This is a genomic window from Streptomyces sp. UG1 (assembly GCF_049974585.1).
Taxonomy (GTDB): Bacteria; Actinomycetota; Actinomycetes; order Streptomycetales; family Streptomycetaceae; genus Streptomyces.
Genome location: NZ_JBNGGG010000052.1, coordinates 1 through 21,466, shown reverse-complemented (window position 1 = coordinate 21,466; position 21,466 = coordinate 1). Strand labels below are relative to the sequence as shown.

General features: G+C 72.9%; 13 protein-coding genes and 1 pseudogene. 10 read left to right on the top strand and 4 right to left on the bottom strand.

Annotated elements, in window-relative coordinates:
- Window positions 1–37: 37 nt before the first annotated feature.
- Window positions 38–3,127: a beta-N-acetylglucosaminidase domain-containing protein gene (locus tag ACP4J3_RS42630; RefSeq protein ID WP_426542214.1), complete on the top strand. Its 3,090-nt coding sequence runs from the start codon at window positions 38–40 to the stop codon at window positions 3,125–3,127.
- On the opposite strand, the gene ACP4J3_RS42625 is transcribed toward ACP4J3_RS42630, so the two are convergent.
- The gene (locus ACP4J3_RS42625) at window positions 3,128–3,892 is read right to left on the bottom strand and encodes a sugar isomerase domain-containing protein (RefSeq protein WP_426542212.1); all 765 of its coding nucleotides are present in this window, start codon (window positions 3,890–3,892) and stop codon (window positions 3,128–3,130) included.
- Between the two features lie 173 nt (window positions 3,893–4,065).
- Between ACP4J3_RS42625 and ACP4J3_RS42620 the strand changes: the two genes are divergently transcribed.
- The 6 genes and pseudogenes from ACP4J3_RS42620 (at window position 4,066) to ACP4J3_RS42595 (ending at window position 13,382) form a co-directional block, all read left to right on the top strand.
- Window positions 4,066–4,947 carry a MurR/RpiR family transcriptional regulator gene (locus ACP4J3_RS42620; protein WP_426542210.1) on the top strand — a complete coding sequence of 294 codons (882 nt, stop codon included), beginning with the start codon at window positions 4,066–4,068 and terminating at the stop codon, window positions 4,945–4,947.
- A gap of 113 nt (window positions 4,948–5,060) precedes the next feature.
- Window positions 5,061–9,295, top strand: a pseudogene (locus tag ACP4J3_RS42615) (NEW3 domain-containing protein).
- Complete coding sequence (locus tag ACP4J3_RS42610) at window positions 9,292–9,963, top strand: peptidyl-prolyl cis-trans isomerase (protein WP_426542208.1); 672 nt, start codon at window positions 9,292–9,294, stop codon at window positions 9,961–9,963. Before ACP4J3_RS42615 ends, ACP4J3_RS42610 begins: the two are co-directional and overlap by 4 nt.
- Before the next feature lie 121 nt (window positions 9,964–10,084).
- Window positions 10,085–11,455, top strand: a complete 1,371-nt coding sequence (locus ACP4J3_RS42605) for an extracellular solute-binding protein (RefSeq protein ID WP_426542206.1) — start codon at window positions 10,085–10,087, stop codon at window positions 11,453–11,455.
- Between the two features lie 2 nt (window positions 11,456–11,457).
- Complete coding sequence (locus tag ACP4J3_RS42600) at window positions 11,458–12,501, top strand: carbohydrate ABC transporter permease (RefSeq protein WP_426542204.1); 1,044 nt, start codon at window positions 11,458–11,460, stop codon at window positions 12,499–12,501.
- Complete coding sequence (locus tag ACP4J3_RS42595) at window positions 12,498–13,382, top strand: carbohydrate ABC transporter permease (RefSeq protein ID WP_426542202.1); 885 nt, start codon at window positions 12,498–12,500, stop codon at window positions 13,380–13,382. Before ACP4J3_RS42600 ends, ACP4J3_RS42595 begins: the two co-directional genes overlap by 4 nt.
- On the opposite strand, the gene ACP4J3_RS42590 is transcribed toward ACP4J3_RS42595, so the two are convergent.
- Together ACP4J3_RS42590 and ACP4J3_RS42585 are read right to left on the bottom strand one after the other, a co-directional pair.
- Window positions 13,346–15,589 (bottom strand): glycoside hydrolase family 3 N-terminal domain-containing protein, encoded by a 2,244-nt coding sequence (locus tag ACP4J3_RS42590; protein ID WP_426542200.1) that lies wholly within the window; start codon window positions 15,587–15,589, stop codon window positions 13,346–13,348. The genes ACP4J3_RS42595 and ACP4J3_RS42590 overlap by 37 nt on opposite strands.
- Entirely contained in the window at window positions 15,586–16,617 is a 1,032-nt protein-coding gene (locus ACP4J3_RS42585) for an N-acetylglucosamine kinase (RefSeq protein WP_426542198.1), read from the bottom strand. The genes ACP4J3_RS42590 and ACP4J3_RS42585 overlap by 4 nt, the downstream gene beginning before the upstream one ends.
- Before the next feature lie 96 nt (window positions 16,618–16,713).
- Here ACP4J3_RS42585 and ACP4J3_RS42580 point away from each other — a divergent pair, with 96 nt between their 5' ends.
- Complete coding sequence (locus tag ACP4J3_RS42580; protein ID WP_426542319.1) at window positions 16,714–17,934, top strand: glycoside hydrolase 5 family protein; 1,221 nt, start codon at window positions 16,714–16,716, stop codon at window positions 17,932–17,934.
- Window positions 17,935–17,985: 51 nt separating this feature from the next.
- Here the strand turns inward: ACP4J3_RS42580 and ACP4J3_RS42575 are convergent, their stop codons facing one another.
- Window positions 17,986–19,473 carry a glycoside hydrolase family 3 N-terminal domain-containing protein gene (locus ACP4J3_RS42575; protein ID WP_426542196.1) on the bottom strand — a complete coding sequence of 496 codons (1,488 nt, stop codon included), beginning with the start codon at window positions 19,471–19,473 and terminating at the stop codon, window positions 17,986–17,988.
- Between the two features lie 157 nt (window positions 19,474–19,630).
- On the opposite strand from ACP4J3_RS42575, the gene ACP4J3_RS42570 reads away from it, so the two are divergent.
- Window positions 19,631–20,011, top strand: a complete 381-nt coding sequence (locus tag ACP4J3_RS42570) for a hypothetical protein (RefSeq protein WP_426542194.1) — start codon at window positions 19,631–19,633, stop codon at window positions 20,009–20,011.
- 368 nt (window positions 20,012–20,379) lie between these two features.
- Window positions 20,380–21,354 (top strand): lysylphosphatidylglycerol synthase transmembrane domain-containing protein, encoded by a 975-nt coding sequence (locus ACP4J3_RS42565; RefSeq protein WP_426542192.1) that lies wholly within the window; start codon window positions 20,380–20,382, stop codon window positions 21,352–21,354.
- Window positions 21,355–21,466 lie beyond the last annotated feature (112 nt).

Below are 21,466 nucleotides of genomic sequence, written 5' to 3'. Positions count from 1 at the left end.
CGCCCTTCCCCCAGGAGGACTCGTGCCAGGAGGAGCAGTGGTTCCATCCGCGCGTGACAGACGTCCACGGCGCCCGGTCCTGTCCGCCACCGCCGCCCTGTTACTGACGCTCGGCCTGACCGCACCGTCCGCGGCCGCCTCCGCACCCGAGCCCCGCACCGCGGCCGAGCAGGTGTGGCCGACGCCGAAGAGCGTGCACCCGGGTCCGGGCCGGCTCACCGTCCCGGACCGGGTCGTCGAGGTCGTCGGCCCCGGCACCGACCCCTCCGCCCGGCGCCTGGTCGGCGAGGTGCTGCGCGAGGCCGGCGCCGAGCGCATCGTCACCGTGCGGGCGGGTGAGCGGCCGCCCGCCGCCGGCCTGACCGTGTACGTCGGCGGACCCGGCGAGAACACCGCCACCGGTCCGGCGCTGAAGCGACTCGGCGCCAGGTCCCCGGCCGGCCTGCCCTCCGGCGGCTACACCCTCGCCACCGGCCGCCCCCACGGCCGCGCCCTGGTCGCCCTCTCCGGCGTCGACACCACCGGCACCTTCTACGCGGCCCAGACCCTGCGCCAGCTCGTCACCGGCCGCCGCCTGCCCGTCGTGACCGTCCGCGACTGGCCCACGGCCGCCCTGCGCGGGGTCATCGAGGGCTTCTACGGCGCCCCCTGGTCGCACGCCGAGCGCCTCGCGCAGCTCGACTTCTACGGCCGTACGAAACAGAACGTCTACGTCTACTCCCCCAAGGACGACGCCTACCTCCGCGCCCGCTGGCGCGACCCGTACCCGCCCGCCGACCTGGCCGGGCTGCGGGAACTGGTCGACCGGGCCCGCGCCAACCACGTCCGCTTCACCTACGCCCTCTCCCCCGGGCTCTCCGTCTGCTACTCCTCGGACGCCGACGTCAAGGCGCTCACCGCCAAGTTCGACTCGCTGTACGACATCGGGGTGCGGTCCTTCGCCATCCCGCTCGACGACATCAGCTACACCAAGTGGAACTGCCCCGCCGACGAGCGGGAGTTCGGGACCGGCGGGGGCGCGGCGGGCGCCGCGCAGGCCCGTCTGCTCAACACGGTGTGGCGGGAGTTCAGCGCCGGGCACACCGGCCTGAAGCCCCTGGAGATGGTCCCCACCGAGTACTCCGACCTCGCGGACTCCCCGTACAAGAAGGCGCTGCGGGAGCGGCTCGATCCGTCCGTGGTCGTCGAGTGGACCGGCGTCGGCGTGATCGCGCCGACGATCACCGCCGAGCAGGTGAGGCAGGCCCGCGAGGTGTACGGCCATCCGATCCTGGTCTGGGACAACTACCCGGTCAACGACTACGTCACCAGCCGCCTCCTGCTCGGCCCGTACACAGGCCGGGAGCCCGGCGTGGCCAAGGAGGTCACCGGCGTGACCGCCAACCCGATGGTCCAGGGCGAGGCGAGCCGGATCGCCCTGTTCACCTCGGCCGCGTACCTCTGGAACCCGGATGCCTACGACCCCCGGTCCGCCTTCCTCGCCTCGGTACGGGATCTCGCGGGGCCCGGGGCGGCGAAGTGGCTGCGGATCTTCGCCGAGAACAACTACTCCTCCCAGCTCGACCCGACCGAGTCCCCGACCCTCACCGCCCTCATCGCCGCCTTCCGCAAGGCGTACGAGGAGGACAGCGGGCTCGACCGGGCGGCACCCCGGCTCACGTCCTACTTCGCCGACATGGCCGCCACCCCGGACCGGCTGCGAGCCCGCCTCGACAACCCCGGGTTCCTGGCGGAGACCTCCGCCTGGCTCGACAAGCTCGGCCGTTACGGCACCGCGGGCGGGACGGCCGTGGAGCTGCTTCTGGCCGACAAGCGCGGCGACACGGACGCGGTCGCGACCCTCTGGGCCCGGCTGCGCGCAGAGCGCAAGGGGCTGGACGCCATTCCCCAGCAGGTCTCTCCGGGTGTGATGGACCAGTTCCTCTACACGACGATGCTTCGGACCGCCCCCGACCCAGGCGTCGACGCCGCCTTCTCGCCCGGCTCGCTCTCGCTGAAGCCCGGGGCTTCCGCCACGGTCACCCTCGACCTGTCCGACGCGCAGGCCAAGACCGTCACCTGGCGGCTCGACGTACCCAGCGGCGTCACCGCCACGCCCGCCGGGGGCACGGTGACCACCCCGGCCTCGGTCACCGTCACCCTCACCGGCGTCACCGAAGGCGTCCACTCCGTCGTCGTATCGGGTGAGGGTCTCCTCGACCGCGCGCTCCCCGTCCAGGTCACCGACGGCACCGGCACGCCCCGCGCACTGACCGCCAACTTCAGCGGCGCGTCGGTGAGTTCCATCGACCTCGCCTCCGGTACGACCACGGACATCGCGGTCGGCGACAACCCCGGCGAGGTCGTCGTCGGCGCGGACGGGCGCACCGCCTACGCCGCCAACCAGGGCTCGAACACGGTCAGCGTGATCGACGTGGCGAAGGGCACCGTCACCGCCACGGTCCCCGTGGGCAAGGTCCCCGCCGGGCTCGCCCTCACCCCGGACGGCCGTACGCTCTGGGTCGCCAACTACACGGACGGCACGGTGCAGCCGATCGACACCGGCACGCTGAAGGCGGGGGCGCCCGTCGCGGTCGGCTCGGGCCCCGAGAACATGGCGATCACGCCCGACGGCGAAACCCTGTACGTGGCCAACATCCACGACAACACGGTCAGCCCCGTCGACCTCACCACCACTGACGCGGGCAAACCCATCCCCGTCGGCCCGCGCCCGTTCAACGTGGTCGCCGCGCCGGACGGGAGGACGGTGTACGTGTCCAACTCCGGCGGCTCGACGGTGACCCCGATCGACACGGCGACGAACGAGACCGAACCCACGCTCCTGGTCACCGGCCAGGCCTACGGCCTCGGTCTGTCGCCGGACGGGCGGACCCTGTGGGTCAGCCCCAGCACCGGGGACCACGTCACGCCCGTCGACACGGTGACCGGCGCCCCCGGCACCAGGGTCAGGGTCGGGCGGTCCGCCTTCGACGTCGGTCTGGACTGGAACGGACGTACGGCCTACGTGACCACCGCTGACGGGAACTCCCTGGTGCCCGTCGACACGGCGTCGGGTGCCGCGAAGGAGCCGCTCGGCACCGGTGCCTATCCGCTGGCCGTCGCGCTGACGCCGGTACCCGTCAAGTGATCAGCTCGCGGTGCGCCGGATCCGTCCGGCGTACCGCTTCTCCAGCTCCAGGTTGCCCTCGAAGCCGCCCGGGACATTGGCCGAGACGTACACCGGCGGGCGCTCCCCGGCGGCGAGCAGCAGGGCGGAGGCCTCCGCCACGGCCATCTGGACGAGCAGCACGCCGGTCAGCGTGGACAGCGCGCACACCGCGCCGCCGCCGGGCAGCTCCAGCAGCGCGTCGCCGCGCGGGGCGGCGTTGTCGAGGACGACGTCCGCGAGGTCGGCGAGCTTGCGGCCGCTCGGGTGCCCGGCGGGGACGGCGCGGGTGTGGGCGAGGGAGGTGACGGCGAGGACGCGGTGGCCGTGCTCCTTGGCGTGCAGGGCCATCTCCACGATGACATTGTTGACGCCGGAGTTGGAGATCACGACGAAGAGGTCCTGGGGGCGCGGTGCGGCCAGGTCGTAGAGCCGGGCGGCGACCCCGGCGCGGCGCTCCAGGAGCGGGTCGTCGAGGGCGCTCGGGGGCTCGCCGCCGTACAGGACGAGGTCGGCGATGCTCAGCCGGTTGGTCGGCACCAGCCCGCCGGCCCGGCCGGCCAGTTCGAGGACGATGGCCTGGGAGTGGCCGGTGCCGAAGGCCTGGATCACGCCGTCCGCGCGGACGCAGTCGGCGATGAGTTCGGCGGCCCGGGCCACGCCGTCGCGCGCGGACTCGGTCAGCCGGTCGAGGACGGCCATGCTCTCGTGCGCGAAGCGCCGGGCGCTCACGGACTCGTCGGACACACGCCACTCCCCATCGATGGATTGAACCACCCTGCACGACTTCACCGGTGAATCAATAAATCACACACCGGATGGCAGGGGCAACGAGCCCGTCCGGGCGCCCGCCCATCGCCCACTCCGACCGGTCCTGGTATTCAAATCAGGGGATGTACGGTGGCTGATACCTTCTCTCCATGCCCCCGACGGACGTCACCACACTGATCCGCACCGAGCTGCCCCGGCTGGCCGGCTCCCTGCGGAAGGTCGGCGAGCTGATCCTGGAGGATCCGGCCGCCGTCACCCACTGTTCGGCCGCCGAGCTGGGCCGCCGTACCGGCACCTCCCAGGCGACGGTGACCCGCTTCTGCCGCGCCATCGGCCTCGACTCCTACCAGCATCTGCTGATCGAGCTGGCCCAGGAGCGCGGTCGCGGCCAGGTCTCCGACTGGGGCACCGCAGAGATCGGCCCGGACATCTCCCCGGACGACTCGCTGGAGCGGGTCGTGCAGGTCGTGGGCAACACGGATCTGCGCGCGGTGCAGCAGACCATCGACCGGATCGACCTCGACGCGATCGAGCGGGCCGCGCAGGCGGCGGCGCGGGCCCGTCGTATCGACGTCTACGGCGTCGGCGGCAGCGGGGCCGTGGCGCAGGAGACCGAGACCCGGCTGTTCCGTATCGGCTGTGCGGTGCGCGGCTGGACCGAGGTGCACGCGGCCGCCACCTCCGCCGCCCTGCTCACCCCGGCCGACGTGGCCATCGGCATCTCGCACTCCGGGGCGACCCGGGAGACCGTGGAGCCGCTGGAGCTGGCCAAGGAGCGCGGGGCCACGACGGTGGCGATCACCTCCGACCCGCGCTCGCCGCTGGCCAGGGCCGCCGACATCCGGCTCATCTCGACCGCCTCGGAGACCAACTTCCTCACCGGCATCGGCGGCCGGCACTCGGTCCTGGTGCTGATCGACTGCCTCTACGTCCGGGTCGCCCAGCTCTCCTACCAGCGCGCGAGCGCCTCGCTGGCCCTGACCGACCACATCATGCCGCAGCACTCCGTGAAGTCCCGGCGCGCCCGCTGAACGATTCCGGTTCTGCATGGATGAACCACCGGGAAATGGCAGGCATGGTTGTTTGAACCATCCTCCGGTGCCAGGATGGGGCTCCCGAGCACTCGCAGTCTCGTAGGAGCCCCATGCGCGTCATCTCTGTCGAGTCGACCGAGCTCTTCGCCGGTACCGAGGACGATCCGCGCCAGGTGGTGGCCGTCGAGATCGGGCACCTCCCCGGCCGCACCGTCCGCCTCACCGTCGAGGGCCCGGGCATCGAGGGCGCGGCCGAGACGGGCACCGCGGACGACGGCACCGCACGCGCCGAGATACCCGTGAGCGCGGCCGGCCTCGCCCCCGGGGACCGCCGCCGGATCACGGTCACGGCGGCCGACGGAGACCAACTCGCCCGACACGAAACCGAGTTCACCGCCGCCGAACCCGGCTGGACCATGTTCATGGTCAGCCACTTCCACTACGACCCGGTCTGGTGGAACACTCAGGGCGCCTACACCGAGACCTGGGACGTCGCCGACGACCCCGCCACCACCGGCCTTGCGGCCCGCACCTTCGACTCGCGCGGCCAGTCCGGCATGAGCCTCGTGCGCGCCCACTGCGATCTGGCCCGGCGCGACCCGGCGTACACCTTCGTGCTCGCGGAGGTCGACTACCTCAAGCCCTACTGGGACGCCTTCCCGGAGGAGCGCGCCTTCCTGCGCCAGCTCATCCGCACCGGCCGCGTCGAGATCATGGGCGGCACCTACAACGAGCCGAACACCAACCTCACCGGCGCCGAGGCGACCGTACGCAACGCCCTGTACGGCGACGGCTTCCAGCGCGGCATCATCGGGGCGTCGCCCCAGACGGCCTGGCAGCTCGACGCGTTCGGGCACGATCCGCAGTTCCCGGGGCTGATGGCGGATGCCGGAGTCAGCTCCAGCTCGTGGGCGCGCGGCCCCTTCCACCAGTGGGGCCCCACCCTCTCCGTGTTCGGCGAGGAGCCCCGGGACCCCAAGCGGATGCAGTTCCCGGCGGAGTTCGACTGGATCGCCCCCTCGGGGCGCGGGATCCTCACCGCGTACATGGTCAACCACTACGGCGCCGGCTGGGCGATCGACAACGCGCCCACGCTCCCCGAGGCGGAGGCAGCCGCGCTCAAGCTGTTCCGGGGCCTGAAGCAGGTCGCGCTCACCCGCAACGTGCTGCTCCCGGTCGGCGGTGACTACGCGCCCCCGTGCCGCTGGGTGATGGACATCCACCGGGACTGGAACGCCCGTTACGTCTGGCCGCGCTTCATCAGCGGCACCCCGAAGGACTTCTTCGCCGCCGTGCGCACGCAGTTGGAGGCTGAGGGCCGAAAGGCGTCCCCGCAGACCCGCGACATGAACCCGATCTACACGGGCAAGGACGTCTCCTACATCGACACCAAGCAGGCCCAGCGGCACGGCGAGACGCTGCTCGCCGACGCGGAGGCCTGGGCGACGCTCGCCTCGCTGGTGGCCGGGCAGCCGTATCCGGACGCGGCGCTCGACAAGGCCTGGCGGCAGCTCGTCTACGGCGCCCATCACGACGCCATCACCGGCTCGGAGTCCGACCAGGTCTACATCGACCTGCTCACCGGCTGGCGAGAGCTGCACGACCTGGCCGAGACGGTCCACGCCGACGCGACCGACGCCATCGCGTGCAAGGTCGCCCAACTGCCGGGCGGCACCCCGGACCTGGTGGTCTTCAACGCGGCGACCTGGGAGCGGCGCGACGTGCTGACACTCGACGACCCGGCCTCGTCCCGCTCGACGACACCGGCCTGCCCCTGCCCGCCGTCCGGGAGGACGGCCGACTCCGCGTCGTCGTACCGGAGGTGCCCGGCATGGGCCTCAAGGCACTCCCGCTCGCCGAGGGGACCGTCCCCGCCTGGGCGCCCGGCGAGGGCGTCACCATCCGCAACGAGTTCTACGAGGTGACGGTCGACCCCGGGCGCGGCGGCGCCGTCAGCAGCCTGCGTGCACTCGCGGAGGGCGGCCGGGAGCTGCTGCGCCCCGGCGACATCGGCAACGAACTCGTCGTCCAGGAGGAGTATCCGAGGCACCCGCGCTTCGGCGAGGGCCCCTGGCACCTCACCCCGACCGGCACTACAGCCGCCCGCAGCCGCGACGTCATGGCCGACATCGATGTCGAGCACTCCCCCGCCGGATCGCGCATCACCGTCCGCGCCGACCTCGGCCTCTTCCGCTGCACCCAGCGCCTCACCCTCTGGAAGGGGGTCGACCGCCTCGACCTCACCACCACCCTCGACGGCTACGACGGCGCCGACCGCCTCATCCGGGTCCGCTGGCCCTCCGACGTGCGCGGCGGGCTGCCGGTGCACGAGGTGGCCGACGCGGTGATCGGGCGCGGGTTCGGGTTCGTGGAGGTGGACAGCGAGCGGTTCCCCTGGACGCTGGACAACCCGGCCAACACCTGGTTCGGGCTCGGCTCCACCGCCCGGGTCGAGGTGGCCGACGACTCCGGCCGCCCGCTCGGCGAACGGTCCATCGGGGTGGCCGAGTTGGTGTACGCCTCCTGGGACGACGCCGGTGAGCTGGGCACCGCGCTCGCGGCGGCCCTGGTGCGCGTCGGCGTGACGGCGACCTCGACGATCGCCGGGGGCCCGCGCTACGGCGACCTGGAGGTCGACTCCAACCTGCCCGACATCCGCATCGCGGTCGGCGCGCCCGAGCGCAACACGCTGGTCGCCGAGGCCCTCGGCTGGGACCCGGCGGCCGGACGGGAGCTGCGCCGGCAACTCGCCGAGCGATCAGTGGCCGCCGTCTGGGTCGCACCGCGCGCCTCACTGCGGGAGGAGTGGGTACCCGGCGCCGACCTGCGCGACCTGGAGCGGCTGCCGCTGCTCGTGGTGGCGGGCGCCCGGCCCGAGGACGACGCCAAGGCCGTGGACGCGCTGATCGCCGACCTGGACGACGCGGTCGTACGGGCCACGGCGGCGGGCGGCGGGGAGGCGCTGCCGCCCGGGGACGCGTGGGACGGGCGCAGCTTCGCGGTGCTGAACCGGGGCACACCCGGCTGTGTGGTGACATCCTCCGGAGACCTGTACATGTCCCTGATGCGCTCCTGCACCGGCTGGCCCTCCGGCATCTGGGTCGACCCGCCCCGGCGCACGACGCCCGACGGCTCCGCCTTCCAACTCCAGCGCTGGTCCCACACGTTCGAGTACGCCGTGATCGCGGGCGCGGGCGACTGGCGGGAACTGCGGCTGCCCCAGGCCGGGCACGCCTTCAACCATCCGCTGACGGCACGGCTGAGGCGGACGGCCGCCGAGGACGCCGTACTGCCCAGGAAGGCCGTGCTGTTGGGGCTCGAGCCGGCCGGAGAGGTGCTGCTCGACGCGCTCAAGCCGGCCGGGTCGCCGCTGGCGCGGGGGAGCGTGGCGCCGGCCGATCCCGGGCATGGGGTCGTCGTACGGATGCACGAGGTGAACGGGCGGCCGGTGCGGGCGCGGGTGAGCGGGCCGCGGGAGTGGACGCGGGGTGCGCGGGCGGACGTGCTGGAGCGGCGGGGGGAGCCGCTGACGCCCGGCGATCGGGGGGCGCTTGAGCTCGGCCTGACCGGCTTCGAGGTGGCCACGCTGCTCGCCACCACCGACGCGGAGACCGCACCCGGCCCCGGAATCGCCGCCCACGAGCCCGCCCAGCCCATCCCCACCCGCTACTGGCTCCACAACTCCGGCCCCGCCCCACGCGGCAACATGCCGGTCACGGTGTACGTCTCGCCGACCACGCTCACCGTCTCCGACGGCCCCGTCTCGGCGACGGTCCGGGTCGCCTCGGAGCTGACCGACGCCCCGGTGTCGGGCACGGTGGCGCTGCACGCCCCGCCCGGCTGGTCCGTCGAGCCCGCCGAACTGCCGTACGCGCTGGGGCCGGGCGGGTTCACGGTCGCCGAGGCCACGGTGGCTCCACCGCCGAACGCCGAGCCGGGACGGCACTGGCTCGCGGCTCGGCTGTCGTACGGCGGGCAGACGTACGAGGACGTCGTGGCGCTGGATGTGGGGGACGGGCATCGCGGGCCAACTCTCGTGGCGGGGCTGGAAGTTGAGCGGGTCAGCGTACGGCGAGGTGAACGAGCCCGGGTGCCGGTGTCCCTGCGCAACACGACCCGGAGTCCGATCAGCGGCACGCTGTGGGCGGTGTCCTCGTGGGGGACATGGGCGGGCGTGACGCCGGGCTGCCAGGGCTTCACCGTGCCCGGTGGGGAACAGGCCGAGTGCGTGATCGAGGTGGATGGCGGGGCGGTGGCGCCGGGGGCGTACTGGCTGATGGTGAAGACCGGTTGGCACGGCTGTGTGGCGTATACGGCGGCGGTGGAGCTGGTGGTGACGCCGTGACGGGGGACTACGCGGCTCGCGTACACGGGGAAGAGGTCCAGAAGGAACGCGTGGATGCCTTCTTGAGAGGCGGTTCAGCAACGTCCCAAAGGGGCGCGGGCCGTGTCGATATGCGGCTCCGCCGCGTGGGCGCGACCAGCCACGACCGACCCGCAGCCGAACGACAACGACGCCGATGGGCAACCCAAGTAGTCCTGATAGACGAACTGGCCCGCCGAACCTGCGCGAAGCGCGACCTCCCACCCCCACCGGAGATGCAACCACCCTCCACCCTCACCGTGCCGGAGGCAGACGTCGCCGACCTCGGCAGCATCATCGCCGCAGCCCTCGCCCACTCCCCCGCCGCCCGCGCACTCCTCTCCGCACTGGAGACCGAGCAGCACATCCCCGAAGAAGCCGTACGCGACTACTACGACCGCAACCGCGACCGCTACCTCACTCCGGAGGCGCTCCGACGCGGTGTCGATCCCTACGGCGCCACGGCCGGACCGGCGGACTTCCTCACGTACAACCAAGTCCGCGACGGCATCGCACGCGAACTGCGCCAGGCGGCTGGCCGCACCGCGTTCTTCGGCTGGCTGGACCATGCGCGGACCGGCGTGGAGTACGCCCCGGGACACGAGCACCCGGGCGACCCGTCCCACCAGGACCACGAGCACCGGCACTGAACGGAACGCAAAAGCAACACGGCAACCCATTGACCTCCGATGAATTCTGGTCCACCTTTTCATCAATCGGAGCCAAACTTGGTTAATTGAACCAGCCCTGGCTGGTTCCAGGAGGGCACCCATGCGCGCAAGAAGACTTCCCGGATCCCTGGCATGTTTCCTCGCCCTGGCGCTCACGGCCGCAGGCTGCGGCCTCTCCGGCGGCTCCGACGACGGGGACGCCACGGCCGGCGGCTGCAAGGTCGACAAGGCGAACGTCGGGTCCGGCGCGCTCTCCGGCGACGTCAAGGGCGACATCACCTTCCAGACGACGAACCTCAAGAAGGATTTCGGCGACTACTTCAACGGCGTCATCGCCGCCTTCGAGAAGGAACACCCGGACACGAAGGTGAAGTGGATCGACGACCCGGGCGACGCCACCTTCACCCAGCGCCTGGTCGCCGACGCACAGGGCTGCACGCTGCCGGACGTGGTGAACATCAACGTCAACACGGCGATAGCGCTGACCAAGACCGGCTATCTGCTCAACCTCGACAAGAAGGCGCCGGACGCGGGCAAGCCGTTCACCGAGTCCATGTGGAAGTCGAGCACCTACGCCGAGGCCGACGGCACCCAGGTGCACAGCGTGCTGCCCTGGTACTCCGGCGGCATCGTGCAGACCTTCAACACCGACCTGATGACAAAGGCGGGCCTGGATCCGGCCAAACCTCCGACGACCGTCCTGGGGCTCTTCGAGGACGCCGAGAAGGTGGCCAAGGCCTCCGACGGCAAGTACTTCGCCTTCCTCGCCAATCCCCAACACCGTATCCCCGCCGACTGGCAGCAGATGGACATCAAGGTGCTGTCCGAGGACGGAAGGAAGTTCACCTTCGCCGACGACCCGAAGACCGTGCAGTGGGTCGAGGCCATGACGAGGCTCTACAAGGCGGGGGCGATGCCCAAGGACTCGCTCTCCTCCACCCAGGATCCTGCCAACGTCTACGGCCAGGGCAAGCTGGTCTACGGCCCGACCAACCCCAACTTCCTGCGCTTCATCCAGCAGAACAACCCGACCGTCTACAAGAAGACGGGCGTGGCCCCCTTCACTCTGGACGCCCTCGGCCACACCGTCGGCGCCCCGCAGTACATAGGCGTGGCGTCCACCAGCAAGAACGCGGTGACCGCACTGGCCTTCGCGCGGTTCCTTACCAACGCCGAGAACCAGCTCGCGTGGGCGAAGGACCCGAACGTCGTCATCTTCCCCTCCACCACCGCCTCGCTGGACGACCCGTTCTTCCAGTCGGTCAAGGGCACGGATCCCTTCGCCGAGGCCCGCAAGATCGTCGCCAGTGACCGCAAGACCGCGACGGCCGACGAGATCGCCCTCACTCCGGGCGAGCTGAACGCGATCGTCGCCCAGATCCAGCTGGCCATGCAGGGCAAGAAGAGCGCCCAGGACGCGCTGGACGAAGCCCAGTCCAAGGCGAACGAGCTGATCGAGCAGGCCGACTGACGATGGCCCAGCAGACCGCATCGTCGGACAGGGCGCCCGTCCCGCCTCCCCCGGGGACGGGCGCCCCGCGCCCCGGCGCTTCCCCCGCGCCACCGTCCCCGGGGCGGCTGCGCCGTGTCCTTCGCACCGTCACGCCCGGCCCGACGGCGGACGCGGGGGGCGCGGCGCTGTATCGCCGCTGGTGGCTGCCCTGGCTGTGGATGCTCCCGGCGATCGTCGGCACGACCGTCTTCGGGGTGTTCCCGTTCCTCAACACGATCCTGGTGTCGTTCACGGACGCCAAGCCGCTCGGCGGCGCGTACGACGTGGTGGGACTGGACAACTACACCCGGATGCTGGGGGATTCGGACTTCTGGCTGGCCACCCGCAACAGCCTGCTGTACGCGTTGATCGTCGTCCCGCTGATGGTGCTGCTGCCGCTGCTGCTCGCGGTCCTGGTGGAGAAGAACCTCCCGGGCATCGGCTTCTTCCGCTCCGCGTTCTACACCCCGGTCCTCGCCTCGTCCGTGGTCGTGGGCCTGAGCTGGCAGTGGCTGCTGAGCGACCAGGGCCTGGTCAACACCTGGCTGCAGAAGGCACATCTCATCCGGGACGCCATCCCCTTCCTGTCGGACTCGTGGCTGATCCTGCTGTCGGCGATGGGCCTGACGCTGTGGAAGGGCCTCGGCTGGTACATGATCTTCTACCTGGCCGCGCTCGGGAACGTGCCCAGGGAACTGCACGAGGCGGCTGCGGTGGACGGCGCGGGCGCGGTGCGCCGCTTCTGGCACGTCACGGTCCCCGGCGTGCGCACTTCGATGATGCTGGTCGGCACCCTCACCGGCATCGGCTCGCTGCGCGTGTTCACCGAGATCTACATGCTCGGCGGCACCACCGGCGGCCCCGGCGGCGCCGACCGCACGCTCCCGTTCTACATCCGGGACGTCGGCCTCGACCCGCTCACCGGCAACGCCGGCTACGGCGCGGCGGTCAGCGTCGCCCTGTTCGCCCTGACCCTGGGCCTCACGCTGCTCGCGCAGCGCCTGACGAAGGAGGACAAGGCATGACGACCGCGCCGGTTCCGGTGCAGCGCCGACGTCTGCTGCCGCGCTGGCGGGACTACGGCCGCCCCCGCGAACTCGTCGTCCGCTACCTGCTGTTGGTCTTCGTCCTGTTCATCACGGTCGGCCCGCTGCTGTGGCAGGTGTTGTCGTCCCTGAAGGGCGCCGGCGAGGACGTCTTCGGCGCGGGCGCCTCGCTCATCCCCCACCACCCCACCCTGCGGGCCTACCGCGAGGTCTTCGCCCAGGTCCCGGTGTGGACGTACATCAGGAACAGCCTGTTCATCGCGGTCATCTCCATCACCAGCCAGCTCGTCTTCTCCACGATGGCCGGCTACATGCTCTCCAAGCCCGGCTGGAAGGGCCGCAAGCTGGTGTGGGTGCTGCTGATGGCGTCCATGATGTTCCCGTTCGAGTCGATCATGGTGTCGCTGTTCCTGAGCATCCGGGACATGGGGCTGGTCGACAACCTGGTCGGCGTCTGGCTGCCGGGCTTCGTCGCCGCCATCAACGTCCTCATCATGCGGGCCGCGTTCCTCTCCGTTCCGCGCGAGATGGAGGACGCGGCGATGCTGGACGGCGCGGGCGAGTTCAAGAGATTCCGCTATCTGTACCTGCCCTCCGCCTACGGGGCGATCCTGGTCGTCACCATCAACACCTTCATCAGCGCCTGGGACGACTTCCTGTGGCCGCTGATCGTGCTGCGCTCCGAGGAGCACTTCACGCTGACGCTGGGTCTGGCCCGGTTGCAGACGTCGTCGTTCGGGTACGACCAGCGGCTGGTGATGGCGGGGTCGGTGATCTCGGTGGTTCCGGTGCTGGTGCTGTTCGTGATCACGCAGCGGTGGTTCTACAAGGGCGTCTCGTCGGGGGCTGTGAAGCTCTGAGTCGGTACGGCGGTCAGCGCCGCCCGCGCCGACTCGGCGACGCGGAACTCGACCACCGTGCCGGGCGGGACGGCGCCGGCCGGGAAGGTGACCGTGCGGGTCTCGCCCGGCGCCAGGTCGACGGCCCGGAACCCGCACAGCTCCAGGGTGCGGGGCCAGACCGGGCTCCGCAGTCGGCGCAGATAGAGCTGGGCGACGGAACGGCCGTGCCGCTGACCGGTGTTGGTGATGCCGACCTCGATGCCGCGGCCGGACAGCCGCGGGGGGCCGTACGCGAAGGTCGTGTAGGACAACCCCTGCCCGAAGGAGTACAGCGGCTCGGCGCTCTCGTCCACGTAGCCGCCGTACTCGGTGTCCTTGTGGTTGTAGTGGACGGGGAGTTGGGCGGCGGAGCGCGGGACGGAGAGCGGCAGGCGGCCGACCGGCTCCCGCAGCCCGAGCAGCACCTCGGCGATCGCCTCGCCGCCCCACGGGCCGGGGTACCAGGCGGTGAGCAGGGCGCCCGCCGTGTCGGGCACGACATGCGGGCGGCCCTGGACCAGCACGACCGCCGTCGGCGTGCCCGTCGCGACCACGGCGTCCAGCAGCGCGTACTGGGCGCGGCCCAGCCCCAGCCCGGCCAGGTCGGCGCCCTCGCCGCAGGTCAGGTGTGACACGGCGGTTCGCGCGGCCCCGTTGGCGTCGAACTCCGTCTCGGGCGTACGGGCGCTGCTGCCGCCGAGCACGAGCACGGCAAGGTCGGACGCGGCGGACGCGGCGACGGCCTCGGGGATGCCGGAGAGGTCGTCGCCGGTCAGGGCGCAGCCGCGGGCGTACCGGATGTCGACGCCGGGCGGGGCGAGGGTGCGCAGGGCGTCGAGGACGGCGGTGCCCGTACCGGGGCACTGCGAGGCCGTGTAGTCGCCCAACTGGTGGGCGGTGGTGGCCGCCTGGGGGCCCAGGACGGCGATACGGGAGACGGCGGCCGCGGCCGGGAGTACGCCGTCGTTGCGGAGCAGCGTGACGGCCGCGCGGGCGAGGGCGCGGCTGACCTCGCTGCCGCCGGTCGGCGGGGAGGTCGGGGCGTGCCGCCGGTCGAACAGCCCCAGCCGGAACTTGAGCCGCAGTACGCGCGCGACGGCGGCATCGAGGGTCTGCTCGCTCACCAGCCCCCGCTCGAGGGCCTCTTCCAGGTGGGTGAAGCCCTCGTCCCAGAGGCTCAGATCGACACCGGCGTCGAGCGCGAGCGCGCCCGCGGACACCTTGTCGCCGGTGATGCGGGCCAGCCGGTCCACGGCGAGTCCGTCCGCCATGACCAGCCCTTCAAAGCCCCACCGCTCCCGGAGGAGTCCGGTGAGCAGGGCTCTGTTCCCGGCGCAGGGCATGCCGTCGACCTCGTTGTACGCGGCCATGACGGCGGCGGCGCCGGCCCGGACCCCGGCGCGGGCGGCGGGGAGGTGGATCTCGTGCAGTTCGCGGAGCCCCAGTTCGGACTCGGCGGAGTTGCGGCCGCCGACGGTGGCGCCCTGTCCGGCGAAGTGCTTGAGGACGACGGGGGCCTTGTCGGCGGCGAAGTACTCGCCGGGCTCGCCCTGCATACCGCGTACGACGGCCTCAGTGAAGCGGGCCGCCAGATACGGGTCCTCGCCGAAGCACTCCTCGGTGCGGCCCCAGCGCGGGTCGCGGGCGATGTCGAGGGCCGAGACCAGGGCGACATGGCCGCCCCTGGCGCGCAGTTCGGCGGCGGCGTGGGCGGCGGCGCGCTCGTACAGCTCCGGGTCCCAGGTGGCGCCGACGGCCAGATTGACCGGGAGGACGGTGCCGTCGAGGGCCATGAGCCCGTGCGGCACCTCCTCGACGAACAGCGCGGGGATGCCGAGCCGGCTGCGTTCGACGACATGGCTCTGGACGAGGTCGGCGAGGGCGGCCCCGTCCTCGGCGCCGGGGCCGCTCGTGTGGTCGACGCCGGACCAGGCGTCGGCGCGCTGGAGCCCGTAGAGGGCGCCGAGCCCTTCGAAGCGTTCGGTCTCGGCGTACAGGGCGCCGGTGAGTTCGAAGCCGCCGTCGGGGGTGCGGCGGTAGGCGTTCCAGCCGTACATGCGCTGGTTGAGCTGGCCCACCTTCTCGCGGGGGGTCATGCGGGCGAGGAGGTCGCCGACGCGGGCGTCGACGGGGGCGGTGGGGTCGCGGTAGCGCGGGGTGTGCCGCCGTGCCGCGGCGCCGCTCATCCGTCGTACCCCAGACGGGCGAAGGCCACGGCGCCCTGGCAGCCGTCCGCCACCCAGTCGAGGGCGAGTCCGAGCGGCCGGAGCCGGGCGGTGAGGCGGTCGGTGAGCGGGCCGTCGGGGCCGAGCAGGCCGCCGGTCGCGACGATCCGCTCGCCGGGGCGGGGGCCGAGTGCGCGGACGGTGTCCGTGAGGTGGCCGGCGGCCGCCTCCAGGATGCCCTCGGCTACGGGGTCCTGGTGCCGGGCGGCCTCGGCGACCAGCGGTGCGAGCAGGGCCAGTTGAACCGGCGGGCGGTCCATGACGGCGGGGAGCAGGCGCATGCGGTAGGCCTCGCGCCGGGCCCGGGTCCAGGCGGCGGTGTCGTACGGGCCCGGAGCGCCGGGCGGCCGGACATCCTCCGGTACCCCCAGCGCCCGCCCGACCGACTCCCCCAGCGCCGTCGGTCCGCCCCGCCCGTCCGCCATGCGCAGCGCCACCCGTGCCGCCTCCCGCCCGATCCAGAAGCCGCTGCCGTCGTCGCCGAGCAGCCAGCCGTCCCCGCCGACGGTCTCGGCGCACTCGCGTCCGGCGATGCGCACGGCCACCGCGCCGGTGCCGGCCACCAGGGCGAGCCCGTCGGCGGGGTGGCCGGGCGCGGAGGCGAACGCGGCCTCGATGTCGCTGTGGACCTCGACCGAGCCGGCGCTGATACCCAGCTTGCTCAGCGCGACGGTGAGGGCGGCGTGCGCCTTGATGCGGCCCGGCTCGTCCGGCGCCGTGCGCGAGGCGCCCGCGAACCCGCCCGCCACGGCCACCACATGGCGGCGCAGTTCGTCGGGCACGGCGCGCGCGATGGCCTCGGCGAGGTGCTCGACGAGCTGCGGCCCGGGGACGGTCAGCGCGTTGCCGGGCCCCGAGACGCCCTCGCCCTCGGGGGCGCCCTCGTGCAGGGGCGCCAGGACGGCGCGCGTACGGGTGCCGCCGGCGTCGAGGCCGACGACGTACGCCGGGGCCCGACCGGACGAGGTTTGGTTCAAATCACTATTCATTGGCGACCATGGTGGTTGATACATTCGTGAAGAACAAGAAGAAGCAAGAGGAACCAGAGGAACAAGAGCCAGGAAGCCCGGCCCGAGGAGGATCCCATCCGTACGCTGCGCTTCGGCGTCAACTACACGCCCCGTCAGGGCTGGTTCCACTCCTGGCACGACTTCGACCCGGCACGCGCGCGTGCGGACCTCGACGCGATCGCCGCCCTCGGCTTCGACCACGTCCGTGTCTTCCACCTCTGGCCGCTGCTCCAGCCCAACCGCACCCTGGTCCGCCCCGCCGCCGTCGACCAGCTCGCACACCTCGTCGACCTGGCCGGCGAGGCGGGTCTCGACGTCATGGTGGACGGCGTGCAGGGCCACCTGTCCAGTTTCGACTTCTACCCGGAGTGGACCCGCAGCTGGCACCACCGCAACGTGTTCACCGACCCGGAGGCCATCGACGCCCAGGCCGCCCTCCTGCGCACCCTCGGCCGCGCCCTCGCCGGCCGCCCTCACCTCCTCGGCCTCCAGCTCGGCAACGAGCTCAACAACCTGGTCGAGCACAACCCGGTGACGGCCGACGAGGTCGACCACTACCTCGACACCCTGCTGGCCGCGGCCCGCGACGGCCTCGGCACCGGCGGCGGCCTGGTCACGCACTCCGCCTACGACGCCGCCTGGTACGGCGACGACCACCCCTTCACGCCCGAGGCGTCGGCCCGCAAGGGCGATCTGACGGCCGTTCACCCCTGGGTGTTCTCCGCCGACTGCGCCCGCCGCTATGGCCCCCGTTCACCGCAGGTCCGGCATCTGGCCGAGTACGGCGTCGAGCTGGCCAAGGCGTACGCCACCGACCCGGCACGCCCGGTCTGGGTCCAGGAGACCGGCGCCCCCGAACCGCACATCCCGGCCGCCGACGCCCCCGACTTCGCGCGCGCGACCGTACGCAACGCGGCCGGGTGCACGGGGCTGTGGGGCGTGACCTGGTGGTGCTCGCACGACGTGGACCGGTCGCTGGCCGACTTCCCGGAGCTGGAGTACACGCTGGGCCTGTTCGACTCGACGGGCCGCGCGAAGCCGATCGCCGAGGCGCTGGCCGAGACCGTCGCCGACCTGCGCGAACAGCCCCACCCACCCGAGCCCCGCGCCACCGCCCTGCTCCTGGACTGCACACCGGGCACGCGGTCGGTGTCGGGCCCCGGCGGCGCGTACTTCGAGGCGTGGATGCGGCTGCGGACGCAAGGAATCCGACCGGCGGTGGTCCTGGCCGCCCAGGCGCAGGACGCGGAGCATTTGGCGGCGCGGGGGATCAAGGAGGTCGTACGGCCGGCCTGACCGCGCGGCACGACCCGCACGCTCAGCGGCTACCGCACCGTGCCGCCCGGCTCAGACGCCAGCCAGCACCTCGGCCACCGCCCGCAGATTGACCCGCCCCCGCCCGTACGAGCACAGCGCGCCGCCCTCCGGCAGCCCCGTGTCCACCCGTACCGCGTCCGGCCGCCGTCCCAGCAGGGCGTCCCGCAGCAGCGCCTGCCAGGGGTGCAGCGCCGCGTCGCAGGTGGCCACGACCAGCGGGGCGGCGCCGCAGCGGCGCACGATCCCCTCGACGAGGGCGTCCGGGTCTGCGCACTCCCCCGTCACCGCCGTACCCGTCGCCGTGGGGTCGACCGCGCGCACCTCGGTGAGCAGGTCCTCGCCGCCCCAATTGAGCGCGGGATGCGGCGGCGGGAACAGGTCGACGACATGCGCCCCGCGCACGGCGGACGGCACGCCCCGGCCGCGTACGGCGCGGCGAGCGGCTTCGAGCCCGGCGCCGGTGTTCCGGTCGGCGACGTCCGCGGCGGGCGGCGTCGCGTAGCGCTCGGCCAGCCGCCGCACCCGCCCCGCCGCCTCCTCGACCCGCTCCACCGGCAGCACACCGCTGCGCAGCGCGTCGAGCACGGCGTCCCGGCAGTCGAGGGTGACGTTCAGGTCCCCCACGGCGACGATCACCTGATCCGCACCGGCGGCGAGCGCGATACGCGCCCCCGCCGCCTCCCCGTACCGCTCGGCGATGGCCCTCATCTCCAGCGCGTCGCTGACGAGGACACCGTCGAAGCCGAGGTCGTGACGGAGCAGATCGCCCAGGATGCGGCGGCTGAGGGTGGCCGGGCGGTTGGGGTCCAGCGCCGGGAAGACGACATGGGCGCTCATCAGCATCGGAACACCCGCGGCGATGGCCGCGCGGAAGGGTTCGAGATCGACGAGGAGTTCGTCGTACGGCCGCGGGTCGACCGCGACGCCGTGGTGACTGTCGGCGACGGTTCCGCCGTGGCCGGGGTAGTGCTTGGCGCAGGACGCGACGCCGCGGGCTTCGGTCGCGGTGATCCAGGCGCGCAGATGGCGGGCGGCGAGCGCGGGGTCGGCGCCGAAGGAGCGGGTGCGCACGATCGGGTTGTCCGGCCGGTGCTGGAGGTCGGCGACGGGCGCGTAGGAGGCGGTGATGCCGAGGCCGGCGAGGTGGGCGGCGAGCGCGTCGGCGCAGCGGGCGGTGAGGTTCGGGTCGTCGACGACGCCGAGGGCGTAGGCGCCGGGCACCTCCGGGGCGCCGGCGGCGACCAGGTGGCCGATGCCGCCGCCCTCGTTGTCGATGGCGACGAGGAGGTCGGGGCGTATCGCGCGCAGCTCGTCCGTGAGACGGCGCACCTGGTCCGCGTCCCGTATGTTGCGCGTGAAGAGGATGACCCCGCCGAGGCCGCGGTCGACGAGCTCCTTGAGCGTGTCCGGCACGCTCGTGGCACCGTCGAATCCGGCGACGAGGCAGCGGTGGGCGGCTTCGTCGAGGTAGAGCGGGAGTGCGGCCGACCGGGGGGACGTGTGCTCGAAGTGGCTCACCCCGGCAATGCTCTGGCTCGATCAGCCGTAAGTCAACCTCTCTGTGGATGACTGATTCAGCGGGGCTCGTCGTCCGTCGCCTCCGGAAACCCTGTTGTACGGCCTGCACAGTGACGTCTGGCGTCGGCCTCCGTCGGCGTGCCTGCCACGTCGGCACATGAGCGACAACGCTGAGCAGCAGCCCCGCACCGCGAGCCCGTCCCACGCGGCGGCCCAGCTCGCCAAGGCCTTCACGACCGCGCTGATCCCCGAGGACGCCGGCCTGGGCGAGCCGGCGGTGCAGGCCTTCCCGGGCACGATCCTGCCCGGCACGGATCGCGGGCGAGCTGCGGGACGGCACGCTGTACGAGCGCTACTACGGCATTGGCTACGGGGCGATCCGCGACATGGCGATCGCCGAGACCGGCGCCGCGCCGACCCGCTCGCACAGCCCCCGGACCTCGCCGCTGGTCCACCGGGCGGGCATCGCGCCGCGGCCCGGCTGGGCCGACCTGGGCCGACCTGGCGCACCGCTGCTTCGCCGCCGTGTGCCGGCTGACGGCTCGGGCGGAGACGTCCCGTCACCCCGCCCATGTAGCGAGGCACGCCGCTTCCTGGGGTGGAGCACCGGAGGGCACTGGATGCGGTGAGCAGGGGGCGCGGACGGACGCGCCCCTCCAAGCTCACCGCGGGCAGGTGTCCCCGGTTGCGCGTGAGGGTGGGGACGGACGCGTGCCTCGCCCGCCCCTCCATGCGCTCAGCGGACAGCAGTCCCCGCTCGCGTCGCTCATCCGCCGACACCCCGTCGGCTCCCGGACACCGCCACGTCATGCCGACCGGGCACGTTTCCGTCGTCCCCCTCCCGCTCTCGCCCTCTAGCAGTGCGCCCCGCGTCCGCGCGGTGCGACGCGGAAGGACGACCGCGCCGTGTCCTCGCTCCCGCTCAGCGATCTCCCCGGACCGCTGCCCACCCACCCCGCCCCCGCCGCTCACACCCCATCCCCATCCCCCTCCCCCATCGGGGCGTGGGCGGTGGCCGACTGGCACACCGTGCGCGACGGTGCCGCGCGGCTCGGCTCCGCCGATCCCTGGTGGCTGCTGTCCGGCCTGTTCTTCACGTGCATGGGCTGGGTCGCCGCCGCGCTCGTGCGCCAGGGGGCGATCCCGGACCGGCTTCCGCCGGGCCTGCTGCTCGCGTCGCAGTTCGCCGCCGGCGCCGCCAACCATGTGCTGCCGGCGAGCATCGGCGCCCACGCCGTCACCCTGCGCTTCCTGCAGGGCCAGGGCGTACCCCTGGCCCGGGGCACCGCCTCGCTCGCCCTGTACTCGCTGGTCAAGCCGGTCGCGAAGACGGCGGTACTGCTCGGCTTCCTCATCGCCTTCCCGGAGCTGCTGCACCTGGGCGAGCTGGTCCCGGACCGGCGGACGCTGCTGCTGGTGGCCGCGGGCCTGGTGACGGCCCTCGGGGCGACGGTCGTACTCGTGACGACCGTACGGCCGCTGCGCCGCCCCCTTCTCGACTTCGTGCGCACCGCCCTGACCGACGCCCGGATCCTGCACACCCGGCCCGGCCGGGCCCTCGCCCTGTGGGGCGGGGCCGCCGCCACCCCGCTGCTCCAGGCGAGCGTGATCGCCTCGGTCGGCTTCGCGCTCGGCCTGCCGCTGACCTGGACGCAGGTGACCCTGGCACTCCTCCTCGCCAGCACGGCCGTGGGCGCCGTCCCCGCCCCGGGCGGCATCGGCCCCGTCGACGCGGCCCTGGTGTTCACGATGGTCACCTTCGGCGCCCCGACGGGCCTGGCCGCGGCCACCGTCATCGGCTACCGCGTCCTGACGGTCTGGGTCCCCCTGCTGCCCGGCGCGCTGGTGCTCTCGATCATGGTCCAGCGCAAGATTCTGTGACGGGTGGTGGGGGGGGGGGGGGGGGGCGCCCCCGCCCCCCCCCCCCACCCCCCCCCCCCCCCCCCCCGGGGGGGGGGGGCCCCCCCCCCGCGGCCGGGCCCCCCCCCGACGA